This window comes from Streptomyces sp. GL_148 (genome assembly GCF_057834205.1).
On the sequence record NZ_CM174396.1, the window covers coordinates 7173876 to 7198848 of the forward strand.

Annotated in this window: 23 protein-coding genes; 16 read left to right on the forward strand and 7 right to left on the reverse strand. The window is 73.1% G+C overall.

The window, feature by feature from the left end; translation table 11 throughout:
- Positions 1 to 3 precede the first annotated feature (3 nt).
- The 3 genes from AC3IYI_RS32410 to AC3IYI_RS32420 all read left to right on the forward strand — a co-directional run bounded on the left by AC3IYI_RS32410 (position 4) and on the right by AC3IYI_RS32420 (position 3336).
- The gene (locus AC3IYI_RS32410) at positions 4 to 1452 is read left to right on the forward strand and encodes an ATP-binding protein (RefSeq protein WP_489407007.1); all 1449 of its coding nucleotides are present in this window, start codon (positions 4 to 6) and stop codon (positions 1450 to 1452) included.
- Positions 1449 to 1988, forward strand: coding sequence for a hypothetical protein (locus AC3IYI_RS32415; RefSeq protein ID WP_489407008.1), 540 nt, complete (start codon positions 1449 to 1451; stop codon positions 1986 to 1988). The genes AC3IYI_RS32410 and AC3IYI_RS32415 overlap by 4 nt, the downstream gene beginning before the upstream one ends.
- Positions 1989 to 2079: 91 nt before the next feature.
- Positions 2080 to 3336 carry a cytochrome P450 gene (locus AC3IYI_RS32420; RefSeq protein WP_489407009.1) on the forward strand — a complete coding sequence of 419 codons (1257 nt, stop codon included), beginning with the start codon at positions 2080 to 2082 and terminating at the stop codon, positions 3334 to 3336.
- Here the strand turns inward: AC3IYI_RS32420 and AC3IYI_RS32425 are convergent.
- A complete protein-coding gene (locus AC3IYI_RS32425) occupies positions 3296 to 4021 on the reverse strand; it encodes a hypothetical protein (protein ID WP_489407010.1) in 726 nt (241 codons plus the stop codon). The genes AC3IYI_RS32420 and AC3IYI_RS32425 overlap by 41 nt on opposite strands.
- 101 nt (positions 4022 to 4122) lie before the next feature.
- On the opposite strand from AC3IYI_RS32425, the gene ggt reads away from it, so the two are divergent.
- Positions 4123 to 5922 (forward strand): gamma-glutamyltransferase, encoded by a 1800-nt coding sequence (gene ggt / locus AC3IYI_RS32430; RefSeq protein WP_489407011.1) that lies wholly within the window; start codon positions 4123 to 4125, stop codon positions 5920 to 5922.
- 37 nt (positions 5923 to 5959) lie between these two features.
- Here ggt and map read toward each other — a convergent pair whose 3' ends face one another.
- Positions 5960 to 6727, reverse strand: a complete 768-nt coding sequence (map, locus tag AC3IYI_RS32435; protein ID WP_489407012.1) for a type I methionyl aminopeptidase — start codon at positions 6725 to 6727, stop codon at positions 5960 to 5962.
- Between the two features lie 64 nt (positions 6728 to 6791).
- On the opposite strand from map, the gene AC3IYI_RS32440 reads away from it, so the two are divergent.
- Together AC3IYI_RS32440 and AC3IYI_RS32445 are read left to right on the forward strand one after the other, a co-directional pair.
- Positions 6792 to 7043, forward strand: coding sequence for a helix-turn-helix domain-containing protein (locus tag AC3IYI_RS32440; RefSeq protein ID WP_214956306.1), 252 nt, complete (start codon positions 6792 to 6794; stop codon positions 7041 to 7043).
- Between the two features lie 143 nt (positions 7044 to 7186).
- Positions 7187 to 8404 carry an alginate lyase family protein gene (locus tag AC3IYI_RS32445; protein WP_489407013.1) on the forward strand — a complete coding sequence of 406 codons (1218 nt, stop codon included), beginning with the start codon at positions 7187 to 7189 and terminating at the stop codon, positions 8402 to 8404.
- Positions 8405 to 8444: 40 nt separating this feature from the next.
- On the opposite strand, the gene AC3IYI_RS32450 is transcribed toward AC3IYI_RS32445, so the two are convergent.
- Positions 8445 to 9356 (reverse strand): MBL fold metallo-hydrolase, encoded by a 912-nt coding sequence (locus AC3IYI_RS32450; protein ID WP_489407014.1) that lies wholly within the window; start codon positions 9354 to 9356, stop codon positions 8445 to 8447.
- 135 nt (positions 9357 to 9491) lie between these two features.
- On the opposite strand from AC3IYI_RS32450, the gene AC3IYI_RS32455 reads away from it, so the two are divergent.
- The 7 genes from AC3IYI_RS32455 to AC3IYI_RS32485 all read left to right on the forward strand — a co-directional run bounded on the left by AC3IYI_RS32455 (position 9492) and on the right by AC3IYI_RS32485 (position 16872).
- On the forward strand, positions 9492 to 9920 hold the full coding sequence (locus tag AC3IYI_RS32455; protein ID WP_489407015.1) for a MarR family winged helix-turn-helix transcriptional regulator: 429 nt from the start codon (positions 9492 to 9494) through the stop codon (positions 9918 to 9920).
- A 22-nt stretch (positions 9921 to 9942) separates the two neighbouring features.
- Positions 9943 to 10341 (forward strand): PPOX class F420-dependent oxidoreductase, encoded by a 399-nt coding sequence (locus AC3IYI_RS32460; protein ID WP_489407016.1) that lies wholly within the window; start codon positions 9943 to 9945, stop codon positions 10339 to 10341.
- A gap of 45 nt (positions 10342 to 10386) precedes the next feature.
- Entirely contained in the window at positions 10387 to 12135 is a 1749-nt protein-coding gene (locus AC3IYI_RS32465) for a hypothetical protein (RefSeq protein WP_489407017.1), read from the forward strand.
- A 172-nt stretch (positions 12136 to 12307) separates the two neighbouring features.
- Complete coding sequence (locus AC3IYI_RS32470) at positions 12308 to 13150, forward strand: nitrilase-related carbon-nitrogen hydrolase (protein ID WP_489407018.1); 843 nt, start codon at positions 12308 to 12310, stop codon at positions 13148 to 13150.
- Positions 13151 to 13188: 38 nt separating this feature from the next.
- Positions 13189 to 14442, forward strand: a complete 1254-nt coding sequence (locus AC3IYI_RS32475; protein WP_489411754.1) for an aspartate aminotransferase family protein — start codon at positions 13189 to 13191, stop codon at positions 14440 to 14442.
- Between the two features lie 17 nt (positions 14443 to 14459).
- Positions 14460 to 15860 (forward strand): dihydropyrimidinase, encoded by a 1401-nt coding sequence (gene hydA, locus AC3IYI_RS32480; RefSeq protein ID WP_489407019.1) that lies wholly within the window; start codon positions 14460 to 14462, stop codon positions 15858 to 15860.
- 13 nt (positions 15861 to 15873) lie between these two features.
- Positions 15874 to 16872, forward strand: a complete 999-nt coding sequence (locus tag AC3IYI_RS32485; RefSeq protein WP_489407020.1) for a TIGR03842 family LLM class F420-dependent oxidoreductase — start codon at positions 15874 to 15876, stop codon at positions 16870 to 16872.
- 54 nt (positions 16873 to 16926) lie between these two features.
- Here AC3IYI_RS32485 and AC3IYI_RS32490 read toward each other — a convergent pair whose 3' ends face one another.
- Both AC3IYI_RS32490 and AC3IYI_RS32495 read right to left on the reverse strand, forming a co-directional pair.
- Positions 16927 to 17658: a 4'-phosphopantetheinyl transferase family protein gene (locus AC3IYI_RS32490; RefSeq protein WP_489407021.1), complete on the reverse strand. Its 732-nt coding sequence runs from the start codon at positions 17656 to 17658 to the stop codon at positions 16927 to 16929.
- A 178-nt stretch (positions 17659 to 17836) separates the two neighbouring features.
- Entirely contained in the window at positions 17837 to 18292 is a 456-nt protein-coding gene (locus AC3IYI_RS32495; RefSeq protein WP_489407022.1) for a carboxymuconolactone decarboxylase family protein, read from the reverse strand.
- A 248-nt stretch (positions 18293 to 18540) separates the two neighbouring features.
- On the opposite strand from AC3IYI_RS32495, the gene AC3IYI_RS32500 reads away from it, so the two are divergent.
- Positions 18541 to 20994 carry a helix-turn-helix domain-containing protein gene (locus AC3IYI_RS32500; RefSeq protein ID WP_489407023.1) on the forward strand — a complete coding sequence of 818 codons (2454 nt, stop codon included), beginning with the start codon at positions 18541 to 18543 and terminating at the stop codon, positions 20992 to 20994.
- Between the two features lie 114 nt (positions 20995 to 21108).
- On the opposite strand, the gene AC3IYI_RS32505 is transcribed toward AC3IYI_RS32500, so the two are convergent.
- Complete coding sequence (locus AC3IYI_RS32505; RefSeq protein WP_489407024.1) at positions 21109 to 21771, reverse strand: DUF4352 domain-containing protein; 663 nt, start codon at positions 21769 to 21771, stop codon at positions 21109 to 21111.
- Positions 21772 to 21921: 150 nt separating this feature from the next.
- Here AC3IYI_RS32505 and AC3IYI_RS32510 point away from each other — a divergent pair, with 150 nt between their 5' ends.
- On the forward strand, positions 21922 to 22578 hold the full coding sequence (locus AC3IYI_RS32510; RefSeq protein ID WP_489407025.1) for a YwqG family protein: 657 nt from the start codon (positions 21922 to 21924) through the stop codon (positions 22576 to 22578).
- Between the two features lie 33 nt (positions 22579 to 22611).
- On the opposite strand, the gene AC3IYI_RS32515 is transcribed toward AC3IYI_RS32510, so the two are convergent.
- Positions 22612 to 23796, reverse strand: a complete 1185-nt coding sequence (locus tag AC3IYI_RS32515; RefSeq protein ID WP_489407026.1) for an alpha/beta hydrolase — start codon at positions 23794 to 23796, stop codon at positions 22612 to 22614.
- A 279-nt stretch (positions 23797 to 24075) separates the two neighbouring features.
- Between AC3IYI_RS32515 and AC3IYI_RS32520 the strand changes: the two genes are divergently transcribed.
- Positions 24076 to 24900 (forward strand): inositol monophosphatase family protein, encoded by an 825-nt coding sequence (locus AC3IYI_RS32520; protein WP_489407027.1) that lies wholly within the window; start codon positions 24076 to 24078, stop codon positions 24898 to 24900.
- Positions 24901 to 24973 lie beyond the last annotated feature (73 nt).

Consider the following 24973-nt stretch of genomic DNA (forward strand, 5'->3'; position numbering starts at 1 on the left):
CGCATGAAACGTTTCGCACCGCTGGGCCTGCGCACCCGGCTGATCGCCGCCTTCCTGCTGGTCGCCGCCATCTGCGCGGTGAGCACGGCCGCGCTCACCTACCAGCAGGCCCGCAACGCGATCCTCAAGCAGAGCCAGGACACCGCCGTCAGCACCCTGCGCGACCTGGTCGACTCCCAGTACACCCAACTGCCCATGGGGCAGGCGGAACTCCAGCGGCTCGTCGCGGAACTGGGCAAGCGCGGCCAGCCGCACCCCTGGATCGTCTACGGGGAGTACGGAAAGCTCCGCGCCTCCTCGAACCAGGGCGGCGCGTCCGTCTCCCCTTCCGTCAGCGAACAGCTCCGCAGCCAGGTGAGCGCCCATCCGCACGGGGCCTTCCAGCGCACGGAGGACCGCAGCGGCAACCTCTCCCTCGTCGTCGGCATGCCCGCCGTCTTCAAGTACAACGAGGTCTACGAGAGCACCGGCGCCGTCTTCTACGCGGTCGTGCCCCTGGACACCGAGCAGACCACCGTGGAGGCCCTGGTCGCCGCCGCCAGAATGGGCGCCGTACCGGGCCTGGCGATATCCGTGATCCCCGCCCTGCTCGCGGCGCGCAGCGTCCTGAGGCCCGTACGGGACATGCGCAGGGCCGCCCAGCGGCTGGGCCGAGGCCGGCTCGACACCCGCATCGAGGTGCGCGGAGCCGACGAACTCGCCGGACTCGCCCGCACCTTCAACGAGACGGCCCGCGCCCTCGAGCATTCCGTCAGCGAACTCCGGGAGGCCGAGGCCCGCGCCCGCCGCTTCGCCGCCGACGTCTCCCACGAACTGCGCACCCCGCTCGCCGGGATGCTCGCCGTCACCGAAGTCCTCGACGAGGGCGCCGAGGAGCTCGACGCCGACACCGCCAAGGCGCTGCGCCTGATCAGCGCCGAGACCGGGAAACTCGCGGTGCTCGTCGAGGACCTCATGGAGATCTCCCGCTTCGACGCCCGCGCCGCCGAGCTCAACCTCGACGAGGTCGACGTCGCCGAGACCGTCACCAAGACCCTGGAACGCCGCCACTGGACCGACGGGCGGGTCAGCACCGACCTGCCCCCGGACGTCCGCGCCCGGCTCGACCCGCGCCGCTTCGACGTGGTCCTCGCCAACCTCGTGGGCAACGCCCTCAAGCACGGCGGGGCTCCGGTCCGCGTCGGCGTCCGCACCGAGACCCGGCCCGAGGGCGAGCGGCTGATCGTCGAGGTCGCCGACAGCGGGCCCGGCATCGCCCCCGAAGTGCTGCCGCACATCTTCGACCGCTTCTTCAAGGCCGACGCGGCCCGCACCCGCTCCACGGGCAGCGGTCTGGGCCTCGCCATCACCCTGGAGAACGTCCGCCTGCACGGCGGCACCCTGCACGCCGCCAACGGCCCCGGCGGCGGCGCGCTCTTCACCCTCGACATGCCGCTGGAGGCCCGCGTATGACCCGGGTGCGCAGGGCCGCGGCCGCCGCCGCACTGACCGTCCCGCTGCTGCTCGCCACCGGATGCGGCATCGCCACCACCGGGGTCGTCGAGAGCGGCAGCGCCGGGACCGTGAAACTGGCCACCGCGCCGGACCCGGGCCTGCTGTACTTCATCGCGCCCGACGGTGCGCTCGTCCCGGTGCCGGTCTCCGACCAGGGCCAGCGGCCGGACGTCGGCTTCACGATCGGGATGCTGCTGGAGGGGCCGGGCGAGGCCGCGCGGGAGGCCGGTCTGACCACCGAGATCCCGGTGCCGGACACGAAGCACTGGGACCGCATGGGCGTTGCCCGGCCGGCCGTCAGGTCCGACGGCGACGGGAAGACGCTGCGCGTCGTGCTGCCCGTCCCGGTCGAGCCGCTGTCAGGACCGGCCCGGCGCCAACTGGCGTGCACGGCCCTCGCCTCGGTGCGCACCAGTCCGGCCCCCGGGATCCTCCTCATCGGCTCCGACGGCAAGGAGCGGAGCGCCGTGTGCGAGGTCGGGCCGCAGCGCTGAGACCCGGCCGGGGCGCGTGGAACGGCCGACCCGGGGCCCGCCCCCGCGGGGCGTCTTGCGGGCCGGACCGCTCCCCGCCACCGTGTGGCGCATGGACCAAGGACCGGCCCCCGACGTCTTCGACCCGCGCCTGTACGCCGAAGGCGTCCCGTACGAGCGCTACCGGCTGCTGCGCGACCACCGGCCGGTGGCCTGGCAGAGCGAGCCGCAGGTGCTCGGCTGGCCCGCCGGCCCCGGCTTCTGGGCCGTCACCCGGCACGCCGACGTGGTCCGGGTCCTGCGCGACCACCGCACGTACTCCTCGCACCTGGGCGCCACCCAGATCCGTGACCCGGACCCGGCCGACCTGCCCTTCCTGCGGCGCACCATGCTCAACCAGGATCCCCCCGAGCACGGGACCCTGCGCCGGACCGTGGCCCGCGCCTTCACCCCGGCCCGCGTCGACGCCTTCGCCGCCCGGGTCCGGGGCCGCGCCCGTACGCTGCTGCGCGCCGCCCGCGACGGCGCCGAGGACGGGGCCGCCGACGTGGTGCGCACCGTCACCGACGAGTACGCGCTGCTGAACCTCACCGACCTGCTGGGCGTCCCGGCCGCCGACCGGGGGCTGCTGCTGGAGTGGACCGTACGGATCATCGGATACCAGGATCCCGAGGACGCTCCGGCCCCGCTGACCGGCCCGGACGGGAAGCCGCTGAACCCGCGCTCGCCGGCGCTGCTCGGGGAGATGTTCGCGTACGCCCGTGAACTGGCCGCCCACAAAAGGGCCCACCCCGGCGACGACGTGATGACCACCCTCGCGCTCGCCGGACTTGATGACGCGGAGCTGGAGATGTTCTTCTTCCTGCTCACCGTCGCGGGCAACGACACCGTGCGCAGCGCCGCGCCCGGCGGCCTGCTCGCCCTGGCCCTCGACCCGGACGCCTACGCCGGACTCGCCGACGGCCGGGCCCCCTTGGACCGGGCCGTCGAGGAGCTCCTGCGCGTCCACCCGCCGGTGCTGAGCTTCCGTCGCACCGCCGCCGCCGACACCGAGCTCGCCGGACAGCGGATCCGGGCCGGCGACAAGGTGGTGGTGTTCCACGCCTCCGCCAACCACGACGAGCGCGTCTTCACCGACCCGGGCCGCCTCGACCTCGGCCGCGCCCCCAACCCGCACGTCTCCTTCGGCGACGGCCCGCACGTGTGCCTCGGCGCGCACTTCGCCCGGCTCCAGCTCCGCGTCCTCTACGAGGAGTGGGCCGCCGCCATGCCGGTACCGGAACTGGCGGGCCCGCCGCGCCGGTTGGTGTCGAACTTCATCAACGGGATCACACGGCTGCCGCTGCGGGTGTCCGGGCCTGCCGGGTGACGTCGGCGACCAGTTCCGTCACGTCGGGGCCGTAGGCGTCGGAGTTGATCACCTTCAGCAGGATGCAGAAGGAGTCCTGGCCGTAGGTGCGGGCCAGCGACGTGTGGTGTTTGGAGAGGTAACGGGCCGCGGCGTGATTGCTGTTGGCGGTCTGCCCCGACATGAGGAACACCGGCCGCGTCCCCGCGCCCGCCGTCAGCCGGGCGAGCAGGACGTGCTCGACCAGGCCCTCCTGCCAACGGTACTTCTCCCCGCCGAGGGTGAGCGCGCCCCGCTCCGGAGAGCGCTCACGGCTGTCGTCGAAGTGGACTCCCGGCAGCATGGAGGTCAGGTGGGCCGCCGTCCGGGCGTTGGAGACGGGTCCGCCGACGCAGAACTCGGCGCGCTCGCCGAAGCCCTGGCGGGCCCCGTCGTGGGTCACGATCTGCAGGTTCGCCCCGCAGTCCTTGATCAGGCCGGCGATCTCCAGCAGGGCGAAGGCGTCCTTGCGGTTCACCGACCCCTCGCTGCCGCTCATGTGCCGGTTGACCACGAACAGACAGTCGGAACCGGTCGGGAGGCCGAAGAAGGCCTGCTTGCGGCGCAGTGCACGGCGCCACAGGTAGGTCCGGGTGAACCAGCCGAACCCGCCGCTGCATGCGGTGGCTATCACCCCGAGCACGATGTTGCGGACGTCGTCATTCATGCGGCGGATCGTAGTCGTCACGCCGCCTTCATGACGCGGTGGGTGCAAGGAAGTTACGCTGCCGCTCCAAGGTCTGACAGGCAGTCGACTGGAGGAACCGAATGCGTGGTCCCGCCGCACGTCAGTTAGCGCTCGTCGCGCTCGCCGGGGCGCTCGTCTCGACCGGGGCGGACGCCCCGCCGTCGCAGACCGTCACCCCGCCGAAGGTCCCGGTCGCCACCGGCTACGGCGGGGCCGTCGCCAGCGTCGACGCCGACGCCAGCGCGGCCGGCATCGCCGTCCTGCGCTCCGGAGGCAACGCCGTGGACGCCGCCGTGGCGACGGCCGCCGCGCTCGGGGTCACCGAGCCGTACTCCGCCGGCATCGGCGGGGGCGGCTACTTCGTGTACTACGACGCCCGGTCCGGCAGGGTGCGCACCATCGACGGCCGCGAGACCGCCCCGGCGACGGCCACCGCCGCGCTGTTCCAGGAGAACGGTGTGCCCATCCCCTTCGCCGAGGGCCAGACCAGCGGCCGCGGCGTCGGAGTCCCCGGTACCCCGGCGACCTGGCAGAGCGCGCTGGAGTCCTGGGGCACCCGTCCGCTCGGCCAACTCCTCAAGCCCGCCGAGAAGCTGGCACGCGAGGGCTTCGCCGTGGACTCCACCTTCCGGGCCCAGACCGCGCTCAACGAGGCGCGGTTCAGGGACTTCCCCGACACGAGGAAGCTCTTCCTGCCCGGCGGCGCCCTCCCGGTGGTCGGCTCCACCTTCAAGAACCCCGACCTGGCCGCCACCTACGCCGAGCTCGCCCGCAAGGGCGCGGGCGCGCTCTACCGGGGCCCGCTGGCCGAGGACATCGTCCGGGCCGTGCGCACGCCCCCGGTGGACCCGGCCGCCACCCGCGTGGTCCGCTCCGGCGATCTGACCACCGGGGACCTGCGCGGGTACGCGACCAAGCGGCAGGACCCGACCCGGGTCGGCTACCGCGGCCTGGACGTGTACAGCATGGCCCCGTCCTCCTCCGGCGGCACCACCGTCGGCGAGGCGCTGAACATCCTGGAGCGCACCGACCTCGGCTCGCTCACCGAAGCCCAGTACCTGCACCGCTTCATCGAGTCCTCCCGGATCTCCTTCGCCGACCGGGGCCGCTGGGTCGGCGACCCGGCCGCCGAGGACGTCCCCACGAAGGAGCTGCTCTCGCAGAGTTACGCGGACACGCGCGGCTGCCTCATCGACCCGGCCAAGGCGCTGACCAGCCCGCTCGCTCCGGGCGATCCGCGCCACCCGGTCGCCTGCGGCGGCTCCGGGCAGGCCGCCCCGACCACCTTCGAGGGGGAGAACACCACGCACCTGACCGTCGCCGACCGCTGGGGCAACGTGGTCTCCTACACGCTGACCATCGAGTCGACCGGCGGCAGCGCCATCACCGTCCCGGGGCGCGGCTTCCTGCTCAACAACGAGCTGACCGACTTCTCCTTCGCCCCGGCGGCGTCCGGCGTCCCCGACCCCAACCTGCCGGGCCCGGGCAAGCGGCCGCGCTCGTCGATGTCCCCGACCATCGTGCTGGAGGACGGACGCCCGGTGCTGGCGCTGGGCTCCCCGGGCGGGGCGACCATCATCACCACGGTGCTCCAGACCCTGACCGGGCACCTGGACCGGGGGCTGCCGCTGGTCGAGGCCATCGCCGCGCCGCGGGCCAGCCAGCGCAACCAGACCACCACCGAGCTGGAGCCGGGTCTGTGGAACAGCCCGGTCCGGGCCGAGCTGGAGGCCCTCGGCCAGGGCTTCCGGCAGAACCCGGAGATCGGCGCGGCCACCGCGGTCCAGCGGCTGCCCGACGGGCGGTGGCTGGCCGCGGCGGAGACGACCCGGCGGGGCGGCGGCTCGGCGATGGTCGTGCACCCGAGCGGGAAGGGGTAGCCCTTACGGAGCGGTAGCCCTTACAGAGCGGTAGCGCTTACAGAGCGGTGAGGATCCTCGGGCCGGCGGCGGTGATCGCGACCGTGTGCTCGGAGTGCGCGGCGCGGCTGCCGTCGACGGTCCGCAGGGTCCAGCCGTCGGCGTCGCAGGCGTAGTCGTCCGTACCGCCCGCGATCAGCATCGGCTCGATGGCGATCACCATGCCGGCGCGCAGCTTCGTACCCTGCCCCGCCGGGCCCTCGTTGGGCACGCCCGGCTCCTCGTGCATGGAACGTCCGACGCCGTGGCCGCCGAAGCCGTCGGGGATGCCGTACCCGGCGGCGCGGCAGACGCTGCCGATGGCGTGGGCGATGTCGCCGACGCGGTTGCCGGGCCGGGCGGCGGCGATGCCCGCCGCGAGGGCCGCCTCGGAGGTCGAGATGAGCCGCAGGTCGGCGGGGCGGGCCAGGCCCACGGTGAAGCTGACGGCCGCGTCGCCGACCCAGCCGCCCAGTTTCGCGCCGCAGTCGATGCTGACCAGGTCGCCGTCGCGCAGCCGGTAGTCGTCGGGGATGCCGTGCACGATCGCGTCGTTGACGGAGGCGCAGATGACGGCGGGGAAGGGGACCGGCGCGAACCGGGGCCGGTAGCCGAGGAAGGGGGAGCTCGCGCCGGCCTCGCGGAGCACCTCGCGCGCGGCCAGGTCGAGCTCCAGCAGGGAGACCCCGACGGCGGCCCGGTCCCGGACGGCGGCGAGGGCGTGCGCGACGACGCGGCCGGCGGCGCGCATCTGGTCGATCGATCGTTCTGTCTTCAGTTCCACCATGCCAATAACTATACCGGTATAACTGTAACGGGATACTTATTGGGCTCCGGGGTAGGATGACGTCATGGTCCGTACCCCTCTCACCCCTGAAGAGCGCGAGCGCGGCGAGCGGCTGGGCGCCCTGTTGCGCACGGCCCGCGGCGGCCGCAGCATGGTCGAGGTCGCGGCCAGCGCCGGGCTCTCCGCCGAAACCCTCCGCAAGATCGAGACCGGCAGGGCTCCGACCCCGGCCTTCTTCACCGTCGCCGCCCTCGCCGGAGCCCTGGGGCTCTCCCTGGACGACGTGATGCGGCGCTGCGCCCTCGTGCCCGTGTGAGGCCGGGGACAGCGGGCGGGCCGCGGCCGTTCGGCCGCCGGGCCCGCCTTTCGGCGTGCCGTTAGGGCGGGGCCCGGCGGCCGAACGGCTCAATCGGCGGTGGGAGCGCCGGAGCGCGGGGCAAGCGTGAAGGCGTGTCAGACATGAACGCATCCGCATCCAAGCGACTCGGCCTCGGACTCCTGGGCGCCCTCCTCGCGGGCGGCCTGCTGCTCGCGGCGTGCGCGGCCCCCGAGGGCCGGGCCCACGCCAAGGACCCGGGCGACGTGGTCTTCCGCCACCCGGGCGTCGTCGTCAGTCACACCCGGCTCCAGCACGCGCAGCAGATGGTCGCGGCCGGCAAGGAGCCGTGGAACTCGGCGTACCAGGCGCTCCTGAAGAGCCGCTACGCCTCCCTCGACTACCAGGCCCACCCGGCCGACGTGGTGCCCTGCCCCTTCAACTCGGGGCCCCGGTCCTGCCTGGACGAACGGCAGGACGCGATCGCCGCCTACACCCACGCCCTGCTGTGGTCGGTGAACGGCAAGGCCGCCCACGCCCGCAAGGCCGTGCAGATCATGGACGGCTGGTCGGCCGTGATGAAACGTCACGCCGAGGGCAACGCCGGACTCCAGGCGGCCTGGTCCGGCTCCACCTGGGCGCGCGCCGCCGAGATCGTCCACGCCGGCTACCCGGGCTGGGGAACCGCTCGGGTCGACCGCTTCAAGGAGATGCTGCGCACCGCCTACCTCCCCGCCGTCCGCGCGCAGGTGCCCGCGTACAACGGCAACTGGGAGCTGGCCATGACCGACGCCGCCTTGAGCATCTCCGTCTTCCTGGAGGACCGGGCCGTCTTCCGGGAATCCCTGGAGCGGTTCCGGGAGCGCGTCCCGGCGTACTTCTACCTCAAGCGGGACGGTGTGCACCCGCTGGCCCCGCCGCGCACCGGCATCGACTCCCCGGCCGAGGTCGCGGCGTACTGGTTCGGCCAGACGACGTACGCCGACGGCGTCGGCCAGGAGACCTGCCGCAACCTCATGCACGTCGGTTACGCGCTCGCGGCGTCCGCGCACATCGCGGAGACGGCCTGGCACCAGGGCGTCGACCTGTACGGGGAGCAGAGCGAGCGGCTCCGGGCGGCACTGGCGTTCCACTCGAAGTATCAGCTGGGGGAAGAGGCCCCCGGCTGGCTGTGCGGCGGCAAGCTGGAGCGCACGATGGGCCCGGACCTGGAAGTGGCGCTCCAGCACTACGCGGTGCGGACGGGCGCGAAACTCCCGTACACCCGCGAGCTGGTCGAGAAGACGCGCCCGGCCGGGACGGACGACCTGTTCGTGGCGTGGGAGACCCTCACCCACGGGGAGGCGGCGCCGGCGGCCTGAGGCGCGGTCGTCTCGGGCGCGTTCTCGGGCGCGGTCGTTCTCAGGCGTCCACGGGGTGCCAGGCCGGGCCGTCGCCGTCCTGCCGGACGTGGCCGAAGACCACGTCGGCGAAGTGGACGCCGAAGCCGATGGTGCCGGGCTCCGCCAGTTCGGCGACGAGCCGGCGGCGGTGGACGGCCGTCCGGGCGAGGTCGTGGTCGAAGGCCGAGGACCAGTCGGGGTGGTCGATCTGGATCGGCGAATGCACGGCGTCGCCGAAGGCGATCAGGCGCCGGCCGCCCCCGGTGATGACGTACTCGGCGTGCCCGACGGTGTGGCCGGGGGTGATCCGCACGCGTACCCCGGGGAAGATCTCCTCCCCGTCGTCAAGCGTGCGCACGCGCGGCGCGAGGGCGGCGACCCGCTCGGTCGTGCCCTCGGCCGCCAGGAGGTCGAGCCGGTCCCACTCGGGCCCGGCGATCAGGTACTCGGCGCGGGGGAAGAGGGGCAACCCGTTGTCGGGGGAGTCGGGGGAGTCGGGGGAGTCGGGGGAAGGGTGGATGGCCCAGCCGATGTGATCGGAGTGGAGGTGGGTGAAGGCCACCGCTTCGATGTCCCCGGGGGTGAGGCCGAGTGCGGCCAGGCTGCCGGGGAGCGCGCCTCCGTGGATCACGCCGACGGGGCCGTCCGGGGCCCGGAGCGTCTGCGGGCCGAAGCCCGCGTCGATCAGCAGTGCGCGGCCGCCGTGCTCCACCAGCAGGCCGCCGACGCTCGCCACGAGGTGCCCCGCGGCGTCCAGGTACTCCGGGTGGGCGGTCCACACCTCGTCGGTGGTGTCCGGGAGCAGCGGCAGCGGCCGCAGCCGCACGTCGCCGTCCGGCACGTAGGAGACCTTCGTGTCGCCCAGCCACAGCGAGCGGATGCCCGCGGGCCGGTTCAGTCGTTCGTCGCGCGCCGTCGTCAATTCGGGCATGAGGGCTCCCTTGTGCATGGTCGTCAGGCCGCCGCCGGCCGGTCCTGCCGGGGTGGCGAGGCCAACCATAAGCATCAAGTTCGAATCATTCAAGCTGTAAATATTCTGGCTTGAGCCATTTGTTAAACTGGCGCCATGACCACGCCTCCCGAGCTCCAGGCCATCGCCGAGCGCCAGCTGTGCGGGCTGGTGGACGGACTGGCCCACCGGATCGCCGAGCACGTGCGCGAGCGCGCCACCACCCTGGGCCTGACCGCCTCCCAGGCGACCGCGCTGCGGGAGATGAGCGGACCGATGACCATGCGGGAACTCGCCGAGCGCATGAGCTGCGAGCCCTCCAACGCCACCTTCGTCGTCGACAAGCTGGAGAAGCAGCGCCTGATCGAGCGGCACCCGCACCCCACCGACCGCCGCGCCAGGCAGCTCGTCCTCACGCCCGAGGGCACCGCCCTGCGCGCCCGGCTCCTCGATCTCCTCTCCGTGGACTCACCGGTGTCCGGGCTCGCCCCGGAGGAGCAGGGCCTGCTGCGCGCCCTGTTGGAGCGGGCTGTCACCTCTCGTTGACGGGCGACGTAGGGTCGGGCGCATGAAGATCGAGGACCTGGGCCGAGCGAGGTACGTCAGTCTCACCACCTTCCGCAAGGACGGCACGGCGGTGGCCACGCCGGTGTGGGCGGTGGTGGACGGCGGCGAGCTGTACGTGTGGACGCGCAACGACGCGTGGAAGGTGAAGCGGATCCGCAACAACGGGCGGGTCACGGTCGTGGCCTGCGACGTACGCGGACGGGTGGCCGACGGGGCCGTGGCCGCCGAGGGTGAGGCGCGGGTGCTGGACGCGGCGGGGCTCAAGCGGGTGCGGAAGCTGATGACGCGCAAGTACACCTGGCAGTTCTGGATGCTGGACGTGCCGGCCGCCGTGGTCCGGCGCGAGCGCCCGCACACCGCGATCGCGGTCACGCTTGACCCGCCCGCCGTCAAGCTTTGAGACTCCTGTAGCCCGCCCGTAACACGGGTGGGATCCAATGCGGGGATGGAGACCGCGACTTCGCAGGTGATCGGCCAACTCTCCGGATACATGCGGGGATTGACGCAGCGACTAGATCCCGGGGCAGGCTGGTACGGGGAGTTCCTGCGGCGGGACCCGGAGGGAATGCGGGCCTGCCTGGACGGAGCCGCGATGCCTCCGTGGGACGTACTGGAGTCTCTGCTGGGGGACTTGGCGGCATCGGCGGGCCCGGGGGCGCTCGCGCGGGAGACGCAGTACGCGGCCGGACTGCGGGCCGCGGCCGTCGGCGTCTGGGACCGGCTGCCGGGCGGGGCCGAGGAACTGCGCACGCTGCTCGCTTCGGCCGCCGAGCAGCGGGCCCGGGCCCTGGCGGCCCTGGGCGCGCTGTCGGCGCGGCTCGCGGAAGCGCCGGACCCGGCGCAGGCGCAGGCCCTGTCCCGGGAACTCTCCTGGACCCGTGACGACGCCGCCCGCGCGACCGCCCGCCACGAGGACCTGACGACCCGCCTGGAGGCGGTGACCCCGGCCCCCGCCTGGGGGGCCGGGTACCCGGCGCCGGCGCGGCCGGAGCCCCTGAACGGAGTGCCCGCGCAGCGCACCGCGACGTCGCCGGGCGCGGTGCCCGCCGCGGTGTGGCCGGGTCCGCGGGAAGGGGTGCGGGAGGGCGCGCCGGCGGGGTCCCGGGATGCGGCGTGGGCCGAGGCGCCCGCGGATGTCGCCCAGAACACGGCTTCGGGCGCGACCTCGGGCGCAACCACGGGCGCTACCTCGGGCGCGCCGTCGGACGCGATCTCGGGCCCGGTGCCGGAAGCGGCGGGGGAGCCGGTCGGGCGGGCCGAGGGGCGGTGGCTGCGCGGTGCGCGGCGCAGCGGCGGGGCCCGGTACGCGGGCGCGGCCGCGCCCGAAGCCCGGGCCGTCACGATGCCCCCCGGGCAGCCGCCGTCGTCCGCCACGCCCCTGCGCGGCGCCCGCTTCGGGCTGCCCGCCCGCCCTGCGGCCGAGCCCGCACCGGCGGAGGATCCGGCGCCGGAACAGGACGCCGCGGCTGGCGGTGCCGGGCAGCCGGGCGCGACGCGGGGAGCCCGGCACGAGCCAGGCCGCCCGGGCTCCGAAGGGCCGGGCCCCGCGCAGGCGTTCGCCGCGCCGGGCCAGGGCGGCCACGCCGGGTCCGGGCGCACGGGCTGGCACCCCGACGGCGGCCCGCAAGGCCCGCAAGGCCCGCAAGGCCCGCACGGCCCGCACGGCGCGCCCGCCGCGTGGGCCGGGGCCTCCGGTGACTTCGTGGAGGGGCTCGCCGCCTTGCGGGGGCAGGGGCGGAGCGGGGAGGCGCACGTGCTGCTCTGTGAGGCCGCCGCCGGGCCCGCCGAGCGGCTGGTCCGGCTGGGGGAGGAGCTGCGGCGGGCCGGGCTGGCCGCGGACTGGGCCACCCTGCTGTGGGAGGCGGCCTCGCTGCCGCCCGCCCGGTTCGCCGCGGCCGCGGCCGTGCTCGGGCCGGCCGACCGCGACGCCCTGCTGCGCCAGGGCGCGGCCCGCCCGGCCGCCGAGATCGCCGAGGCGGCCCTCGTGCTCGCGGAGGCCGGCCACGCCCCCGAGGCCGACGCGCTGCTCGCCGCCTTCGTCCGGGTCCGCACCGCCGAGGAGTCCGCCCGGCTCGCCCGCCGGGACCCCCGGTGGTTCGCGCCCCGGCTGCTCCGGGCCGCGGAAGCCCTCTCGGGGGCTCATCACCGTGACCTGTTGCACGCCCTTCGAGTCGCAAATCTGCCCGTCGCCTGACCGGAAACGACCACGTGCCGGCGTAACTCCTGCGTTTGCTGATCGACTACTCCAACCGCGCAAGGCGGTCTTGCCCCGGGCCTGGCCGAGGCCTACCTTCAACTCCCTACGCGCAGCCGTCGTACACCTCTACGTGCGTAGAAGCCGGCGTACCCGTCGCGAGGAGCAGCTCATGGCCCAAGTCGTCCGCGCCGCACTCGTCCAGGCCACCTGGACCGGAGACACCGAGTCGATGATCGCCAAACACGAGGAGCACGCCCGCCGGGCCGCCGCCCAGGGTGCGCAGATCATCGGCTTCCAGGAAGTCTTCAACGCCCCCTACTTCTGCCAGGTCCAGGAGCCCGAGCACTACCGCTGGGCCGAGTCCGTCCCCGACGGGCCCACCGTCCAGCGGATGCGGGCCCTCGCCCGGGAGACCGGCATGGTGATCGTCGTACCGGTCTTCGAGCTGGAGTCCGAGGGCTTCTACTACAACACCGCCGCGGTCATCGACGCCGACGGCAGCTACCTCGGCAAGTACCGCAAGCACCACATCCCCCAGGTCAAGGGCTTCTGGGAGAAGTACTACTTCCGCCCGGGCAACCTCGGCTTCCCCGTCTTCGACACCGCCGTCGGCCGGGTCGGCGTCTACATCTGCTACGACCGGCACTTCCCGGAGGGCTGGCGCGAACTGGGCCTCGCCGGAGCCCAGTTGGTCTACAACCCGTCCGCCACCTCCCGCGGCCTCTCCGGGTACCTGTGGCAGCTGGAGCAGCCCGCCTCCGCCGTGGCCAACGAGTACTTCGTCGCCGCCATCAACCGCGTCGGCCAGGAGGAGTACGGCGACAACGACTTCTACGGCACCAGCTACTTCGTCGACCCGCGCGGCCAGTTCGTCGGCGATGTCGCCAGCGACAAGGAGGAGGAACTCCTCGTCCGCGACCTCGACTTCGACCTCATCAAGGAGGTCCGCGACCAGTGGGCCTTCTACCGCGACCGCCGCCCCGACGCCTACGGAGGACTCGTACAGCCGTGACCAACCCGATCCCCCTGCACAGCCGGCACCGCTCCGTTATGCCCGACTGGCTCGCGCTCTACTACAAGCACCCCATCGAGCTCACCCACGGCGAGGGCCGCCACGTCTGGGACGCCGACGGCAACCGCTACCTGGACTTCTTCGGCGGCATCCTCACCACGATGACCGCCCACGCCCTGCCCGAGGTCACCAAGGCCGTCTCCGAACAGGCCGGGCGGATCATCCACTCCTCCACCCTGTACCTCAACCGCCCGATGATCGAACTGGCCGAGCGCGTCTCGGCGTTGTCCGGCATCCCCGACGCCCGGGTCTTCTTCACCACCTCCGGCACCGAGGCCAACGACACCGCCCTGCTGCTCGCGACGACGTACCGCCGCTCCAACCAGATCCTGGCGATGCGCAACAGCTACCACGGCCGGTCCTTCTCCACCGTCTCGATCACCGGCAACCGCGGCTGGTCCCCGACCAGCCTCTCGCCGCTCCAGACGTACTACGTGCACGGCGCGGTCCGCACCCGCGGCCCCTTCGCCCACCTCGACGACACCGCCTTCACCGCCGCGGCCGTCGCCGACCTGGAAGACGTACTGGGCCAGGCCCGGGGCGGGGTCGCGGCGCTCATCGCCGAGCCGATCCAGGGCGTGGGCGGGTTCACCTCCCCTCCCGACGGGCTCTACGGGTCCTTCCGCGAGGTCCTCGACCGGCACGGCATCCTCTGGATCAGCGACGAGGTGCAGACCGGCTGGGGCCGTACCGGCGACCACTTCTGGGGCTGGCAGGCCCACGCCCAGAACGGCCCGCCGGACATCATCACCTTCGCCAAGGGCATCGGCAACGGCATGTCCATCGGCGGAGTCGTGGCCCGCGCCGAGGTGATGAACTGCCTCGACTCCAACTCCATCTCCACCTTCGGCGGTTCGCCGGTCACCATGGCCGCCGGCGTCGCCAACCTCGCCTACCTCCTCGAACACGACCTCCAGGGCAACGCCCGCCGCGTCGGCGGCCTCCTGCTGGAGCGGCTGCGGGCCATCGCCGCGACCGCGCCCGCCGTACGGGAGGTACGCGGCCGGGGCCTGATGGCCGGCCTGGAGCTGACGAAACCCGGCACCGACCAGGCCGACCCGGACGCGGCCGCCGCCGTACTGGAGGCCGCCCGCGCCGGCGGCCTGCTGCTCGGCAAGGGCGGCGGCCACAACACCAGCGTGCTGCGCATCGCGCCGCCGCTCTCCCTCACCGTCGCCGAGGCGGAAGAGGGCGCCGAGATCCTCGCCGAGGCCCTCAGAAGCCTCAACTGACACCGGGGGAGACGTACATGAGCACCCGCACCCTGATCCGCGGCGGCCTCGTCATCACGGCCGCCGACGAGCTCCACGCCGACGTGCTGATCGAGGACGGCCGGGTCGCCGCCCTCGCGGCACACGGCACGACGGCCGCCGAAACCTGGACGGCGGACCGGACGATCGACGCGAGCGGGAAGTACGTCATCCCCGGCGGAGTCGACGCACACACCCACATGGAGCTGCCCTTCGGCGGCACGGCGGCCTCCGACACCTTCGAGACCGGCACCCGGGCCGCCGCCTGGGGCGGCACCACCACCATCGTGGACTTCGCCGTCCAGACGCCGGGGCACACCCTGCGCGAGGGCCTCGACACCTGGTACGACAAGGCCGACGGCCAGTGCGCCGTCGACTACGCCTTCCACATGATCCTCTCGGACGTCAACGAGCGGACCCTGAAGGAGATGGACCACCTGGTGGGGGAGGGGGTCACCTCCTTCAAGCTGTTCATGGCGTACCCCGGGGTCTTCTACAGCGACGACGGGCAGATCCTGCGCGCGATGCAGCGGGCCTCGGGCAACGGCGGGCTGATCATGATGCACGCGGAGAACGGCATCGCGATCGACGTGCTCGTCGAACAGGCCCTGGCGCGTGGGGAGACCGATCCCCGCCACCACGGCGAGGTCCGCAAGGTCCTCCTCGAAGCCGAGGCCACCCACCGCGCCATCCAGCTCGCCCGGGTCGCCGGCTCCCCGCTGTACGTGGTGCACGTCTCGGCGGAGGAAGCCGTGGCCGAGCTGGCGGCGGCCCGGGACAAGGGCCTGCCGGTGTTCGGGGAGACCTGTCCGCAGTACCTGTTCCTGTCCACCGACAATCTCGAAGAGCCCGACTTCCAGGGCGCCAAGTACGTCTGCTCGACCCCGCTGCGCCCGCGCGAGCATCAGGCCGCCCTGTGGCGGGGCCTGCGCACGAACGACCTCCAGGTGGTGTCCACCGACCACTGCCCCTTCTGCTTCCGCGGGCAGAAGGAGCTCGGCCGCGGCGACTTCTCGAAGATCCCGAACGGTCTCCCCGGAGTGGAGAACCGCATGGACCTCCTCCACCAGGCGGTCCTGGACGGGCACATCAGCCGCCGCCGCTGGATCGAGATCGCGTGCGCGACCCCGGCCCGGATGTTCGGCCTCTACCCGCAGAAGGGGACCATCGCGCCGGGCTGTGACGCCGACATCGTGCTCTACGATCCGCACGCCGAGCAGGTCATCTCCGCCGAGACGCACCACATGAACGTGGACTACTCGGCGTACGAGGGCAAGCGGATCACCGGACGCGTCGACACGGTCCTTTCCCGGGGCGAACTCGTCATCGACCGACGCGAATACACCGGCCGGGCCGGTCACGGGGCCTTCGTCCACCGCTCCACCTGCCAGTACTTGTAAGGAGAGTCCACACATGGACTTTGGCCTCGTCCTCCAGACCGATCCGCCGGCCTCCCAGGTCATCAGCCTCATGAAGCGTGCCGAACGCAACGGCTTCCGCTACGGCTGGACCTTCGACTCCGCCGTGCTGTGGCAGGAACCCTTCGTCATCTACAGCCAGATCCTGGCCAACACCCAGCGCATGCACGTGGGTCCGATGGTCACCAATCCGGGCACCCGCACCTGGGAGGTGACCGCCTCCACCTTCGCGACGCTGAACGACATGTACGGCAACCGCACGGTGTGCGGCATCGGGCGCGGCGACTCCGCGATGCGGGTCGCCGGGCGCGCCCCGAACACGCTCGCCAGGCTCGGTGAGGCCATCGACGTCATCCGCGACCTCGCGGAGGGCCGGGAGGCGGTCGTGGACGGCAATCCGATCCGGATCCCCTGGATCACGGACGGGAAGCTGCCCGTGTGGATGGCCGCCTACGGGCCCAAGGCGCTGGTGCTCGCCGGACAGAAGGCGGACGGCTTCATCCTCCAGCTCGCCGACCCCTACCTCACCGAGTGGATGATCAAGGCGGTCCGCCAGGCCGCGGTGGAGGCCGGCCGCGACCCCGGCTCGATCACCATCTGCGTGGCCGCCCCCGCGTACGTCGGCGACGACCTCGCGCACGCCCGCGACCAGTGCCGCTGGTTCGGCGGCATGGTCGGCAACCACGTCGCCGATCTCGTCTCCCGCTACGGCGAGCACTCCTCGATGGTTCCAGAGGAGCTGACCGAGTACATCAAATCCCGCCACGGCTACGACTACAGCCACCACGGCCGTGCCGGGAACCCGTCCACCGACTTCGTCCCCGACGAGATCGTCGACCGCTTCTGCCTGCTGGGGCCGGCCGAGGCCCACATCGAGAAGCTCCGCGCCCTACAGGCCCTCGGCGTCGACCAGTTCGCCCTCTACGACATGCACGACGCCCGGGAAGCGACCATCGACGCGTACGGCTCCACGATCATCCCGTCGTTCAGCTGACTCGCGGTGGCGAGCAAGGGCAGGCGGCTCCTGGCGCAGCCTCGTACCCCGCGTCTACTCCAGCGACGACGGGCGGACCGCTGTCACGGCCACGGCGGCGGTGAAGCCCGGGGGGACGGCCACGTTCGTCAGGGACCAGCCCGGCAAGCCGTTCGCCGGGGTGTCGCCGGTGCCGACGTAGTCGAGGGCGAGGCCCCGGGAGAGGCCGATGCCCAGGCCCTTGAGGTACGCCTCCTTGCGGACCCAGACGCGGCCGAAGGCCTCGGGGCGTTCCGCCGGGTCCAGGGCCTCCAGCTCCGCGGCCTCCCGCGGGTGCAGCTGCCCGGCAAGCTCGGGTACGGCCGATGCCGGGAGCAGCCTCTCCACGTCGGCTCCCACCGGCACCGGGCCCAGCGCGACCAGCGCGAGCCGGTCGCTGTGCGACAGGGAGAAGTGGACGGGCCCGTCCTCGGACACCGGACGCCCGTGGGGGCCGCCGCACGAGGGGCAGGGCGCGCGGGTGATCCGTACCCGGCCCGGGGCGAGGTCCAGCCATGAGCCGAGCAGCAGCCGCAGCGCCACGTGGGAGGCCACGTAGCGGCGCCGGTCCTCATCGCGTATGAAGGCGGCCGCCCGCCGGTGCTCGGCCGGGTCCAGGACCTCCGGGGCCAGCCGGGCCGCAGCACCGTCCTGCTCGTCGGTGTCGACCAGCCAGACGGCCGTCGGCGCGGCCGTCGACGCGGCCGACGGCGACTGCGCAGCGGGCGGGGGCTTCGAACCGATCGTGAGGACACGGGGCTTGAGCACGATCGATCGTTCTCCTCGTCCAGAGCGGTGCTGGGTGTCAGCGTGCCGCGTTCCTCACGAGTATGGCGATCTTCTCGACCAAGCGACTTCCCCCTTCGCCGCCCCGTCGGCGCGCGATCCGCGGCGCGCCGACGCCCTCAGCTCCTTGGTGCATCGCTCCTTCATCGCGCCTCGCCCGTTATCCCCACGCACCGGCGATCTGGCGGGTCGTGGCGTTGAGCCGGTTGAACATGTTGGTGACACCGATCATCAGGACGATCGCGGCCAGCTGCTTCTCGTCGAAGTAGGTGGCTGCCGTGTCCCAGATCTCGTCGCTCACCGCGTCGGGACGGTCGGCCAGCCGGGTCGCGGCCTCGGCGAGCAGCAGGGCCGCCCGCTGCTCTTCGGTGAAGTACGGGGTCTCGCGCCAGGCGGCGACCGTGGCGAGCCGCTCCTCGCTCACGCCGGCCTTGCGGGCCGACTTGGCACCGCCGTCCACGCAGGCGCTGCAGCTGTTGATCTGGCTCACCCGCAGGTGCACCAGCTCCAGGATCTGCTCGTCCACTCCACCGGAGTGCACGGACTTGAAGATGTCCTGGATGGGCTGCATCGCGTCGGACAGGACGACGGCGGGGTTCTGCATGCGGGACTGCATCTCGGTGTGCTCCTCGTCTGGGTTCCGGGTCTCCGGGCTGCTGCGCTGCCGGTCTTCCGGTCTTTCGGTCTTCGGTCTTTCGCGGTTTGCGTTCCCCCCTCGGGGTGTGACTCCATAACAGCCGCACCGGCCCGCCGCGGCGATGGCGGTGGGACACCCTGGGACAGGCGGAACATCCTTGACCAGCGGTTATGCAGCCCGGGATAATTCGGGCGCGGCGGGACGGGAATACGGGGGGAACCGTGGACATGGAACGGCGGACGGCCAAAGCCGACCCGCAGGACGAGCTGGCCGCACGGCTGAGGCTGCTCCAGGAGCTGTCCGGGCTCGGGGTACGGGCCCTCGCGAGGGACGCGGGACTGAGCTCCTCCTCCCTCTCGCGCTACCTCAGCGGCCAGACCGTGCCGCCCTGGTCCGCGGTGGTCGCCCTCTGTCAACTGGTCAAACGCGATCCGCGCCCGCTGCGCCCCCTCTGGGAGCTGGGGTCCGCCAACCCGCTGCCGGCGCCCCCGAAGGCCAGCCGCCAGGCCCAGCCGAGGCCCCGTAACGATCTGCCGCGCGACGCGGCCGACTTCACCGGACGCGAGGCCCCACTCGCCGCCGTGCTCGCCGCCGTCGACAGTCATCGGGGCGTCGCCGTCGACGGCATGGCGGGCGTCGGCAAGACCTGCCTGGCGGTGCACGCCGCGCACCGGCTCGCCGCGGACTACCCGGACGCCCAGCTCTATGTGGACCTGCACGGATTCACCGAGGGCCGGGACCCCCTCGATCCCGACTCCGCGCTGCGGATGCTGCTCGGGGCGCTCGACGTGCCGTCCGAGAGGGTCCCGCAGGAGGGCCTCGAACAGCTCGCGGCCTGCTGGCGCGCGGAACTGGCCGGCCGGCGGGCCGTCGTGGTCGTCGACAACGCGGCCGACGCGGACCAGGTCCGCCCGCTGCTGCCCGGCGCCGGCGACTCGGTCGTCCTGATCACGAGCCGCAACCGGCTGATGGGCCTGGACGAGGTGCCCCCGGTGTCGCTGGACGTGCTCAGCCCGCGGGAGAGCGCGGAGCTGCTGGCCCGGGCCAGCGGCGACTCCGGCGGCCCCGACGGCCGGCTGGCCCGCGAGCCGGAGTCCGCCGCCGAGGTACTGCGGCTGTGCGGCCACCTCCCGCTGGCCCTGCGGCTGGCCGCGGCCCGGCTGCGGCACCGGCCGGGCTGGACGGTGGGCATCCTCGTGGAGCGACTGGCGGAGGGCGCGAGCGAGTTCGACACCGCCTTCGCCATGTCCGTACGTCAACTGGACCGGGCCCAGGCCCGGTTGTTCCGGATGCTGGGCATGCTGCCCGGCGGCTCCTTCGACGCGTACGCGGCCGCGGCGCTGGCGGACGTGACGCTGCACGGCGCCCGGGAGATCCTGGAGGACCTGGTCGACGCGCACCTGGTCCAGCAGCCGACGGCGGGCCGCTACCGGCTCCACGACCTGGTGCACCAGCATGCGCGCGGCGCCTGCGCGCATCAGGACTCCGAGGCCGAGCGGGAGCGCGCACTGGGACGCTTCCTCGACTACTTCGTGCACGCGGCGGCCGCGGCCGACGCCGCGATTCCGGTGCTCTCGCCCGGACGGCCGCCCACCGCGGGCAGGCCTCCGGCAGCCCTGCCGCGGTTCGCCGACAAGAACGAGGCCTGCTCCTGGCTCACCTCGGAGTACGAGACGATGATCGCCGCCTTCGAGACGGCGGTCGCCGTCGGTGCGGACGCGCACGTGTGCGAGCTGCCGCGCTTCCTGCGCGCGTACTTCGCCCGGCGCTGCGGTACGACCCACCTCAACCACCTCTTCGAGCGCTCACTGGCCGCCGCCGAACGCCTGGGAGATCCGCTGCGCCTGGCCGAGGCCTACAGCGACCTGGGATTCGCCCGCTACAACGCGGGCCGGATGGCCGAGGCCGCAGCCGCGTACGAGGCGGCCGGACTGCGGGTGGCACAGACCGGGGACACCCGCTCGGAAGCCGAACTGGCCCTGCGCCGGGGCTATCTGAGCTGGGACCGGGCGAGCGCCGAGGAGCCGCTCGAACTCTTCCGGCTGGCCGGGAAGCTGTACGGGGAAGCCGGCCTCCCGGCGGGCGAGGCCCACGCGGCCGCCTCGGAGGCCTGGGCGCTGCTCCAGCTGGGAGACCGCGAGGAGGCGGCGCGGCGGGCCCGGGAGGTGCTCGACCTATCCCACCCGGACCCCGCGTGGCCGCCCACCCTGACGGCCCGCATCACCCTCGGCGTGGCCATCGCCGCGGAGGCGCCCGAGGAGGCGTCGGAGCACCTGCACCGGGCGCTGGCGCTGGCCCGCGAGGACGGGCACGTGAACAACGAGGCGTGGTCCCTCAACTGCCTGGGCGTCGGGCTGCGCCGGATGGGCCGGTACGAGGAGGCCCTGGCCAGCCACCGGGAGGCGTTCGCGCTGCTGGACGAGCTGTTCGAGGAGCACTGGAAGGTCCGCTTCCTGGGCGGCTACGCCGAGACCTGCCGGCTCGCGGGACTGCCCGAGGAGGCCCTGCGCCTGCACCGGCAGACGCTGGAGCTGGCCCCCGGGCTCGGCTGCCGGCACGAGGAGGCGCTGGCCCACGAGGGCATCGCGGTCCTGCTCGACGACACGGACCCGGCCGCGGCCGCCGAGCACCGCACGGCGGGCCGCTCGCTCCTGGAGGAGCTCGGCGCGGGGGCGCGCTGAGCGGATCGCCCGGGGCCGGCACTACCCCTGGCGCGCGCTGGTCTCGCCCCCGGACACAGCTGCGCCCCACCCCTCGTACGGCCGGGAGGCGGGGCGCAGCAGCAGGCGGAACGGTCAGGACACGCTCGCGCGTACGCTGTCGCCGATCAGCCCGTCGGTGTACGTCACGGTCTTCGCCGTGAAAGCACCCTTGCCGGTGATCGTGCCGGTGATGTTCTCGCCCGGCGCCAGCTCGACGGTGTCGATCTGGTTCTCGTCAGCCGCGAGTTCGGACACGTGCTTGGTGCCGTTGGCGTCGGTGATCGTGAAGTACAGCGGGTTCACGTTGATCGCCTTCGAGCTGTTGTTGGTGACCGTCACCGACACGCTCGTGTAGTTGCTGCCGTCCGCGAGGATGCTCTTCTCGAACTTCGTGTTCTTCGCGACCACCACGACCGGCGACTTCTTCTCCGGCTTCGCCGACGGCGCGGCCTCCGGGGCCTTCGCCGGCGCGGACGACGCGACCGGAGCCGGTGCCTGGGAGGCGGTTTCCTTCCCCGCCTTGGGGTTGCTCTCGCCGCCGAGCGCCGCCCCGATGATGCCGATGAGCACGAGGAGGCCGACGATGCCGAGGCACGAGAACCCGACGATCTTTCCGGTGCTGTTCTTCTTCGGCTGCTGGGGAGGGGGCGGGTAGCCCCAGCCGGGCTGCTGAGACGGCTCAGACTGCGGGTACCCGTATCCGGGCTGGGGCTGCTGGCCGGGTTGCTGACCGGGCGGCGGGAACTGGTTGGACATGCGGGACCCCCACAGGATTGGTGCGAATCAGGTCACCGTATGGGCACATGGGGGCTCATGGGAGGCGGTGTCCGAACTGTGATACTCGCAGCTTCAACTACGTGACCTGCCCGGACCGTTCATGGCCGGCCCGGCCCGTAGCCTCTCGCCATGCAGACGACTCTGATGATCTACGACGGCACCGCGCCGGCCGACTCCGACGTCCCGCGTACCGGGGGCGTGCCGCTGGCTCCTGCGGGATTCACGTGGCCCCTGTGCGGCGACTGCTGCGGGGGGCCGCTGCAGTTCTTCGCCCATCTCCCCGTCGAGGAGGGCGTCCTGTCGGTGTTCGTGTGTCAGAACGACCCCGGCGCATGTGAATTCTGGGACGCGACGTCCGGCGCGAACCGGGTCTACCTGTTTCCCAGGGAGGAACTGCAGCCGGTAGCCGTGCCCGAGACGGGACTGACGCTCCTGCCCGCCACCTCGGCCATCCGCACCCACGTCGTGACGCTCGACCCCGAAGAGGACAACGACAGCCACGACGAACTCGCACCTGACGCGTACGACCTCGCCCGCTCGGGATGGAAGCGGGAACCCGAAGAACGGTTCGGGAAGCAACGCGAAGTGCTCGGGTCACTCGGAGGCAGCCCCTCCTACCTTGAGGACGACCGCCTTCCCGCGTGCCCCTCTTGCGCCGGCACGACGGAATTCGCGGCACATCTGGAGGAAGGGATCTCCGCGCGGACCGCGATGAACCTCGGCGGGCAGCTGGGCTACGTCTTCGTCTGCCGCGCTTGCCGCGAAGGCGCCTTCCTCACGGGCTGAGCACACCGCACCGCACCGCAGCCGGGCGCTCCGCTAAGGGGTCTGCGGCCCCCAGCCGTTGGGGCAGGGGGCCGCAGGCGCCGTGGCGGGGCCGTAGGCGTAGGCCACGAAGTCCTTGAGCTCCGGGCCCCAGTAGGGCCACGCGTGGTCGCCCGCGCCCCGGCAGTAGCGGTGGGTGACGGCGCGGTCCTTCAGGTCCTGGTGGAGCGCCGCGGTCATCGCGCCGATCTCCGTCTCACCCGTGCCGCCCGTACCGCCGGCGTACAGGGCCATCTTCCCGCCGTACGGGGCGTACTTGCCGTCGAGCGCCAGGTTGACCGGGTTCTGCCCGGGCCAGGTGCTCGGCGGGCCGAAGACCGTGGCCATCCGGTACGGGGTGTCGCCGGTGACCCGGAACTTGCCGTCGAACAGGCCCGTCCACAGGATCGAAGCCCCCACCTGCCAGGTGGAGTTGGTGATGATGCTCTGCGCGCCCGGGTCGTAGATGTCCGTGCCGGGCGAGAAGGCGCCGACGGCGGAGAACAGCTCCGGGTGGCGGCCGGCGTAGCGCAGGGCGCCGTAGCCGCCCATCGAGACGCCCGCGATCGCCCGCCCGGAGGCCGCCCGTACGGTGTTGAAGTTGGCGTCGATCCACGGGACCAGCTGTTGGACGTGGAAGGTCTCCCACTGCGGGGCGAAGAAGCCGTCCGTGTGCCCGGGCCAGTCGCTGTACCACCCGGCCTTGCCGCCCTCCGGCATCACGACGATGCCCTTGAACGCGGAGTCCTTCAGGTTCGCCGTGACGTTGCCCTCGTCGGTCTTCGACCACTGCTCCACGTCGCCCGAGCCGCCGTGCAGCAGGTACAGCACGGGGTAGGCGTGCGCCGGGTCCCGCTGGTAGTCCTCCGGCAGCAGGATCCGTACCCGCACCGGCACCTGGACCGGATCGATCGACGGGGTGCCGCCGTGCGCGGCGAAGACCGCGGAGGTGGTCACGGAGGCGTCGCCCATGCGTTCGCTCTGCCCCGCGGCCACCGACCAGGTCCGCAGGGTCAGCCCGGCGGCATTGGGCGCCGGCAGCGAGGGCAGGACGGACGCGGCGCCCACGGGGGCGGCGGGCGCGGAGAGCACGAGCGCGGCCGCGGCGGTGGCGGCGGTCGCGAGCAGGGCCCCGGCGCGGCGGAGGGGGAGGAAGGGGCGGGAGAAGAAGGGGCGGGAGGGGCGGTACGGGCGGCGCATGAGGGGCTCCCAGACGGTGGTGTGGGGGAGGGGAGGGCCGGGCCCGGCCGGTGTAGCACGGGCGGTCGGAGCCCACCAGGAGGTGGACCGGTTCCGGTCCTCACCGGCCGTTGCCGACCCGTTCCTCCGCGTGGCTCGCCGTACCCCTCCTCGTGTCTCCCGGTGCCTCCCGGCGCTGCCGCCCGCCCGGCGGCGCGTTCACCCGCGGTCCACCCGGGGGCCGGGCGCCCGCCGGGTCCGGCGGTGGGGATTGTCAGCCGGGCGTGATGTGATGGAGGCATGATCGATGAATTCCTCGCCCGGAACCTGTCCGACGTCGACGAAGCCGTTCGCAAGGCGGCGGCGATCGAGATCATGCCGAGATTCCGCCAGCTCGCCGACCACGAGGTGGACCAGAAGAGCGGCCCGCACGACCTGGTGACCGACGCCGACCGCATGGCCGAGGAGTACCTCACGGCCGCCCTGACCCGGCTGCTGCCGGGCTCGGCGGTGGTGGGCGAGGAAGCGGTGCACGCCGACCCCGGGGTGTACGGGGCGCTGCGCGCCGACGCCCCGGTGTGGATCGTGGACCCCGTCGACGGGACCCGGCAGTTCGTGCACGGGGACGCGGAGTTCTGCACCCTGGTCGCGCTCGCGCACCGCGGGGAGCTCCTCGCCTCCTGGACCTTCGCCCCGGCGCTGGAGGAGATGGCCACCGCCGTGCGCGGGCAGGGCGCGTACGTCAACGGCGAGCGGATCCTGAGCGGCTCGCCGCAGCCCGGCGCCGAGCTGCGGGTCGCGACCGCGCACCCGCTCTACACCACCGAGGAGGAGCGCCGGATCCTGGCGCGCCTCGACGTCCCCGGTGTGGCCTCCCGCGCGTGCGGTTCGGCGGGCCTGGAATACCTGAAGGTGGCCCGGGGAGAGATGGACGGGCTGGCCTTCAACTGGCCCTCGGCCTGGGACCACGCGGCCGGGCTGCTCCTGGTCGCCGAGGCGGGCGGCTCCCAGAGCACCGTCGACGGGGTCCCCTTCCGGGTGGACCGGGACAACGCGCTGCCGTTCGCGGTAGGCCGGGACGAGGCCACGGCCGTACGCATCCGGGAGCTGCTGCGGGGCGAGTGAGACGGCGGCCGGGCCCGCGCCCGGCACCACAGCCGGGCTCACGGCCGAGCCCGGCGCTCATCCCGGAGCGAAC

Excerpts from the sequence above, each read along its gene's own strand:
- AC3IYI_RS32425 (WP_489407010.1), bottom strand. The coding sequence starts at position 4,021 with ATGAATGACGACGTCCGCAACATCGTGCTCGGGGTGATAGCCACCGCA.
- map (WP_489407012.1), bottom strand. The coding sequence starts at position 6,727 with ATGGTGGAACTGAAGACAGAACGATCGATCGACCAGATGCGCGCCGCC.
- AC3IYI_RS32420 (WP_489407009.1), top strand. The coding sequence starts at position 2,080 with ATGGACCAAGGACCGGCCCCCGACGTCTTCGACCCGCGCCTGTACGCC.
- AC3IYI_RS32460 (WP_489407016.1), top strand. The coding sequence starts at position 9,943 with ATGAAGATCGAGGACCTGGGCCGAGCGAGGTACGTCAGTCTCACCACC.
- ggt (WP_489407011.1), top strand. The coding sequence starts at position 4,123 with ATGCGTGGTCCCGCCGCACGTCAGTTAGCGCTCGTCGCGCTCGCCGGG.
- AC3IYI_RS32515 (WP_489407026.1), bottom strand. The coding sequence starts at position 23,796 with ATGCGCCGCCCGTACCGCCCCTCCCGCCCCTTCTTCTCCCGCCCCTTC.
- AC3IYI_RS32470 (WP_489407018.1), top strand. The coding sequence starts at position 12,308 with ATGGCCCAAGTCGTCCGCGCCGCACTCGTCCAGGCCACCTGGACCGGA.
- hydA (WP_489407019.1), top strand. The coding sequence starts at position 14,460 with ATGAGCACCCGCACCCTGATCCGCGGCGGCCTCGTCATCACGGCCGCC.
- AC3IYI_RS32440 (WP_214956306.1), top strand. The coding sequence starts at position 6,792 with ATGGTCCGTACCCCTCTCACCCCTGAAGAGCGCGAGCGCGGCGAGCGG.
- AC3IYI_RS32510 (WP_489407025.1), top strand. The coding sequence starts at position 21,922 with ATGCAGACGACTCTGATGATCTACGACGGCACCGCGCCGGCCGACTCC.
- AC3IYI_RS32415 (WP_489407008.1), top strand. The coding sequence starts at position 1,449 with ATGACCCGGGTGCGCAGGGCCGCGGCCGCCGCCGCACTGACCGTCCCG.
- AC3IYI_RS32500 (WP_489407023.1), top strand. The coding sequence starts at position 18,541 with ATGGAACGGCGGACGGCCAAAGCCGACCCGCAGGACGAGCTGGCCGCA.
- AC3IYI_RS32450 (WP_489407014.1), bottom strand. The coding sequence starts at position 9,356 with ATGCCCGAATTGACGACGGCGCGCGACGAACGACTGAACCGGCCCGCG.
- AC3IYI_RS32520 (WP_489407027.1), top strand. The coding sequence starts at position 24,076 with ATGATCGATGAATTCCTCGCCCGGAACCTGTCCGACGTCGACGAAGCC.
- AC3IYI_RS32455 (WP_489407015.1), top strand. The coding sequence starts at position 9,492 with ATGACCACGCCTCCCGAGCTCCAGGCCATCGCCGAGCGCCAGCTGTGC.
- AC3IYI_RS32485 (WP_489407020.1), top strand. The coding sequence starts at position 15,874 with ATGGACTTTGGCCTCGTCCTCCAGACCGATCCGCCGGCCTCCCAGGTC.
- AC3IYI_RS32410 (WP_489407007.1), top strand. The coding sequence starts at position 4 with ATGAAACGTTTCGCACCGCTGGGCCTGCGCACCCGGCTGATCGCCGCC.
- AC3IYI_RS32475 (WP_489411754.1), top strand. The coding sequence starts at position 13,189 with ATGCCCGACTGGCTCGCGCTCTACTACAAGCACCCCATCGAGCTCACC.
- AC3IYI_RS32495 (WP_489407022.1), bottom strand. The coding sequence starts at position 18,292 with ATGCAGTCCCGCATGCAGAACCCCGCCGTCGTCCTGTCCGACGCGATG.
- AC3IYI_RS32445 (WP_489407013.1), top strand. The coding sequence starts at position 7,187 with ATGAACGCATCCGCATCCAAGCGACTCGGCCTCGGACTCCTGGGCGCC.
- AC3IYI_RS32505 (WP_489407024.1), bottom strand. The coding sequence starts at position 21,771 with ATGTCCAACCAGTTCCCGCCGCCCGGTCAGCAACCCGGCCAGCAGCCC.
- AC3IYI_RS32465 (WP_489407017.1), top strand. The coding sequence starts at position 10,387 with ATGGAGACCGCGACTTCGCAGGTGATCGGCCAACTCTCCGGATACATG.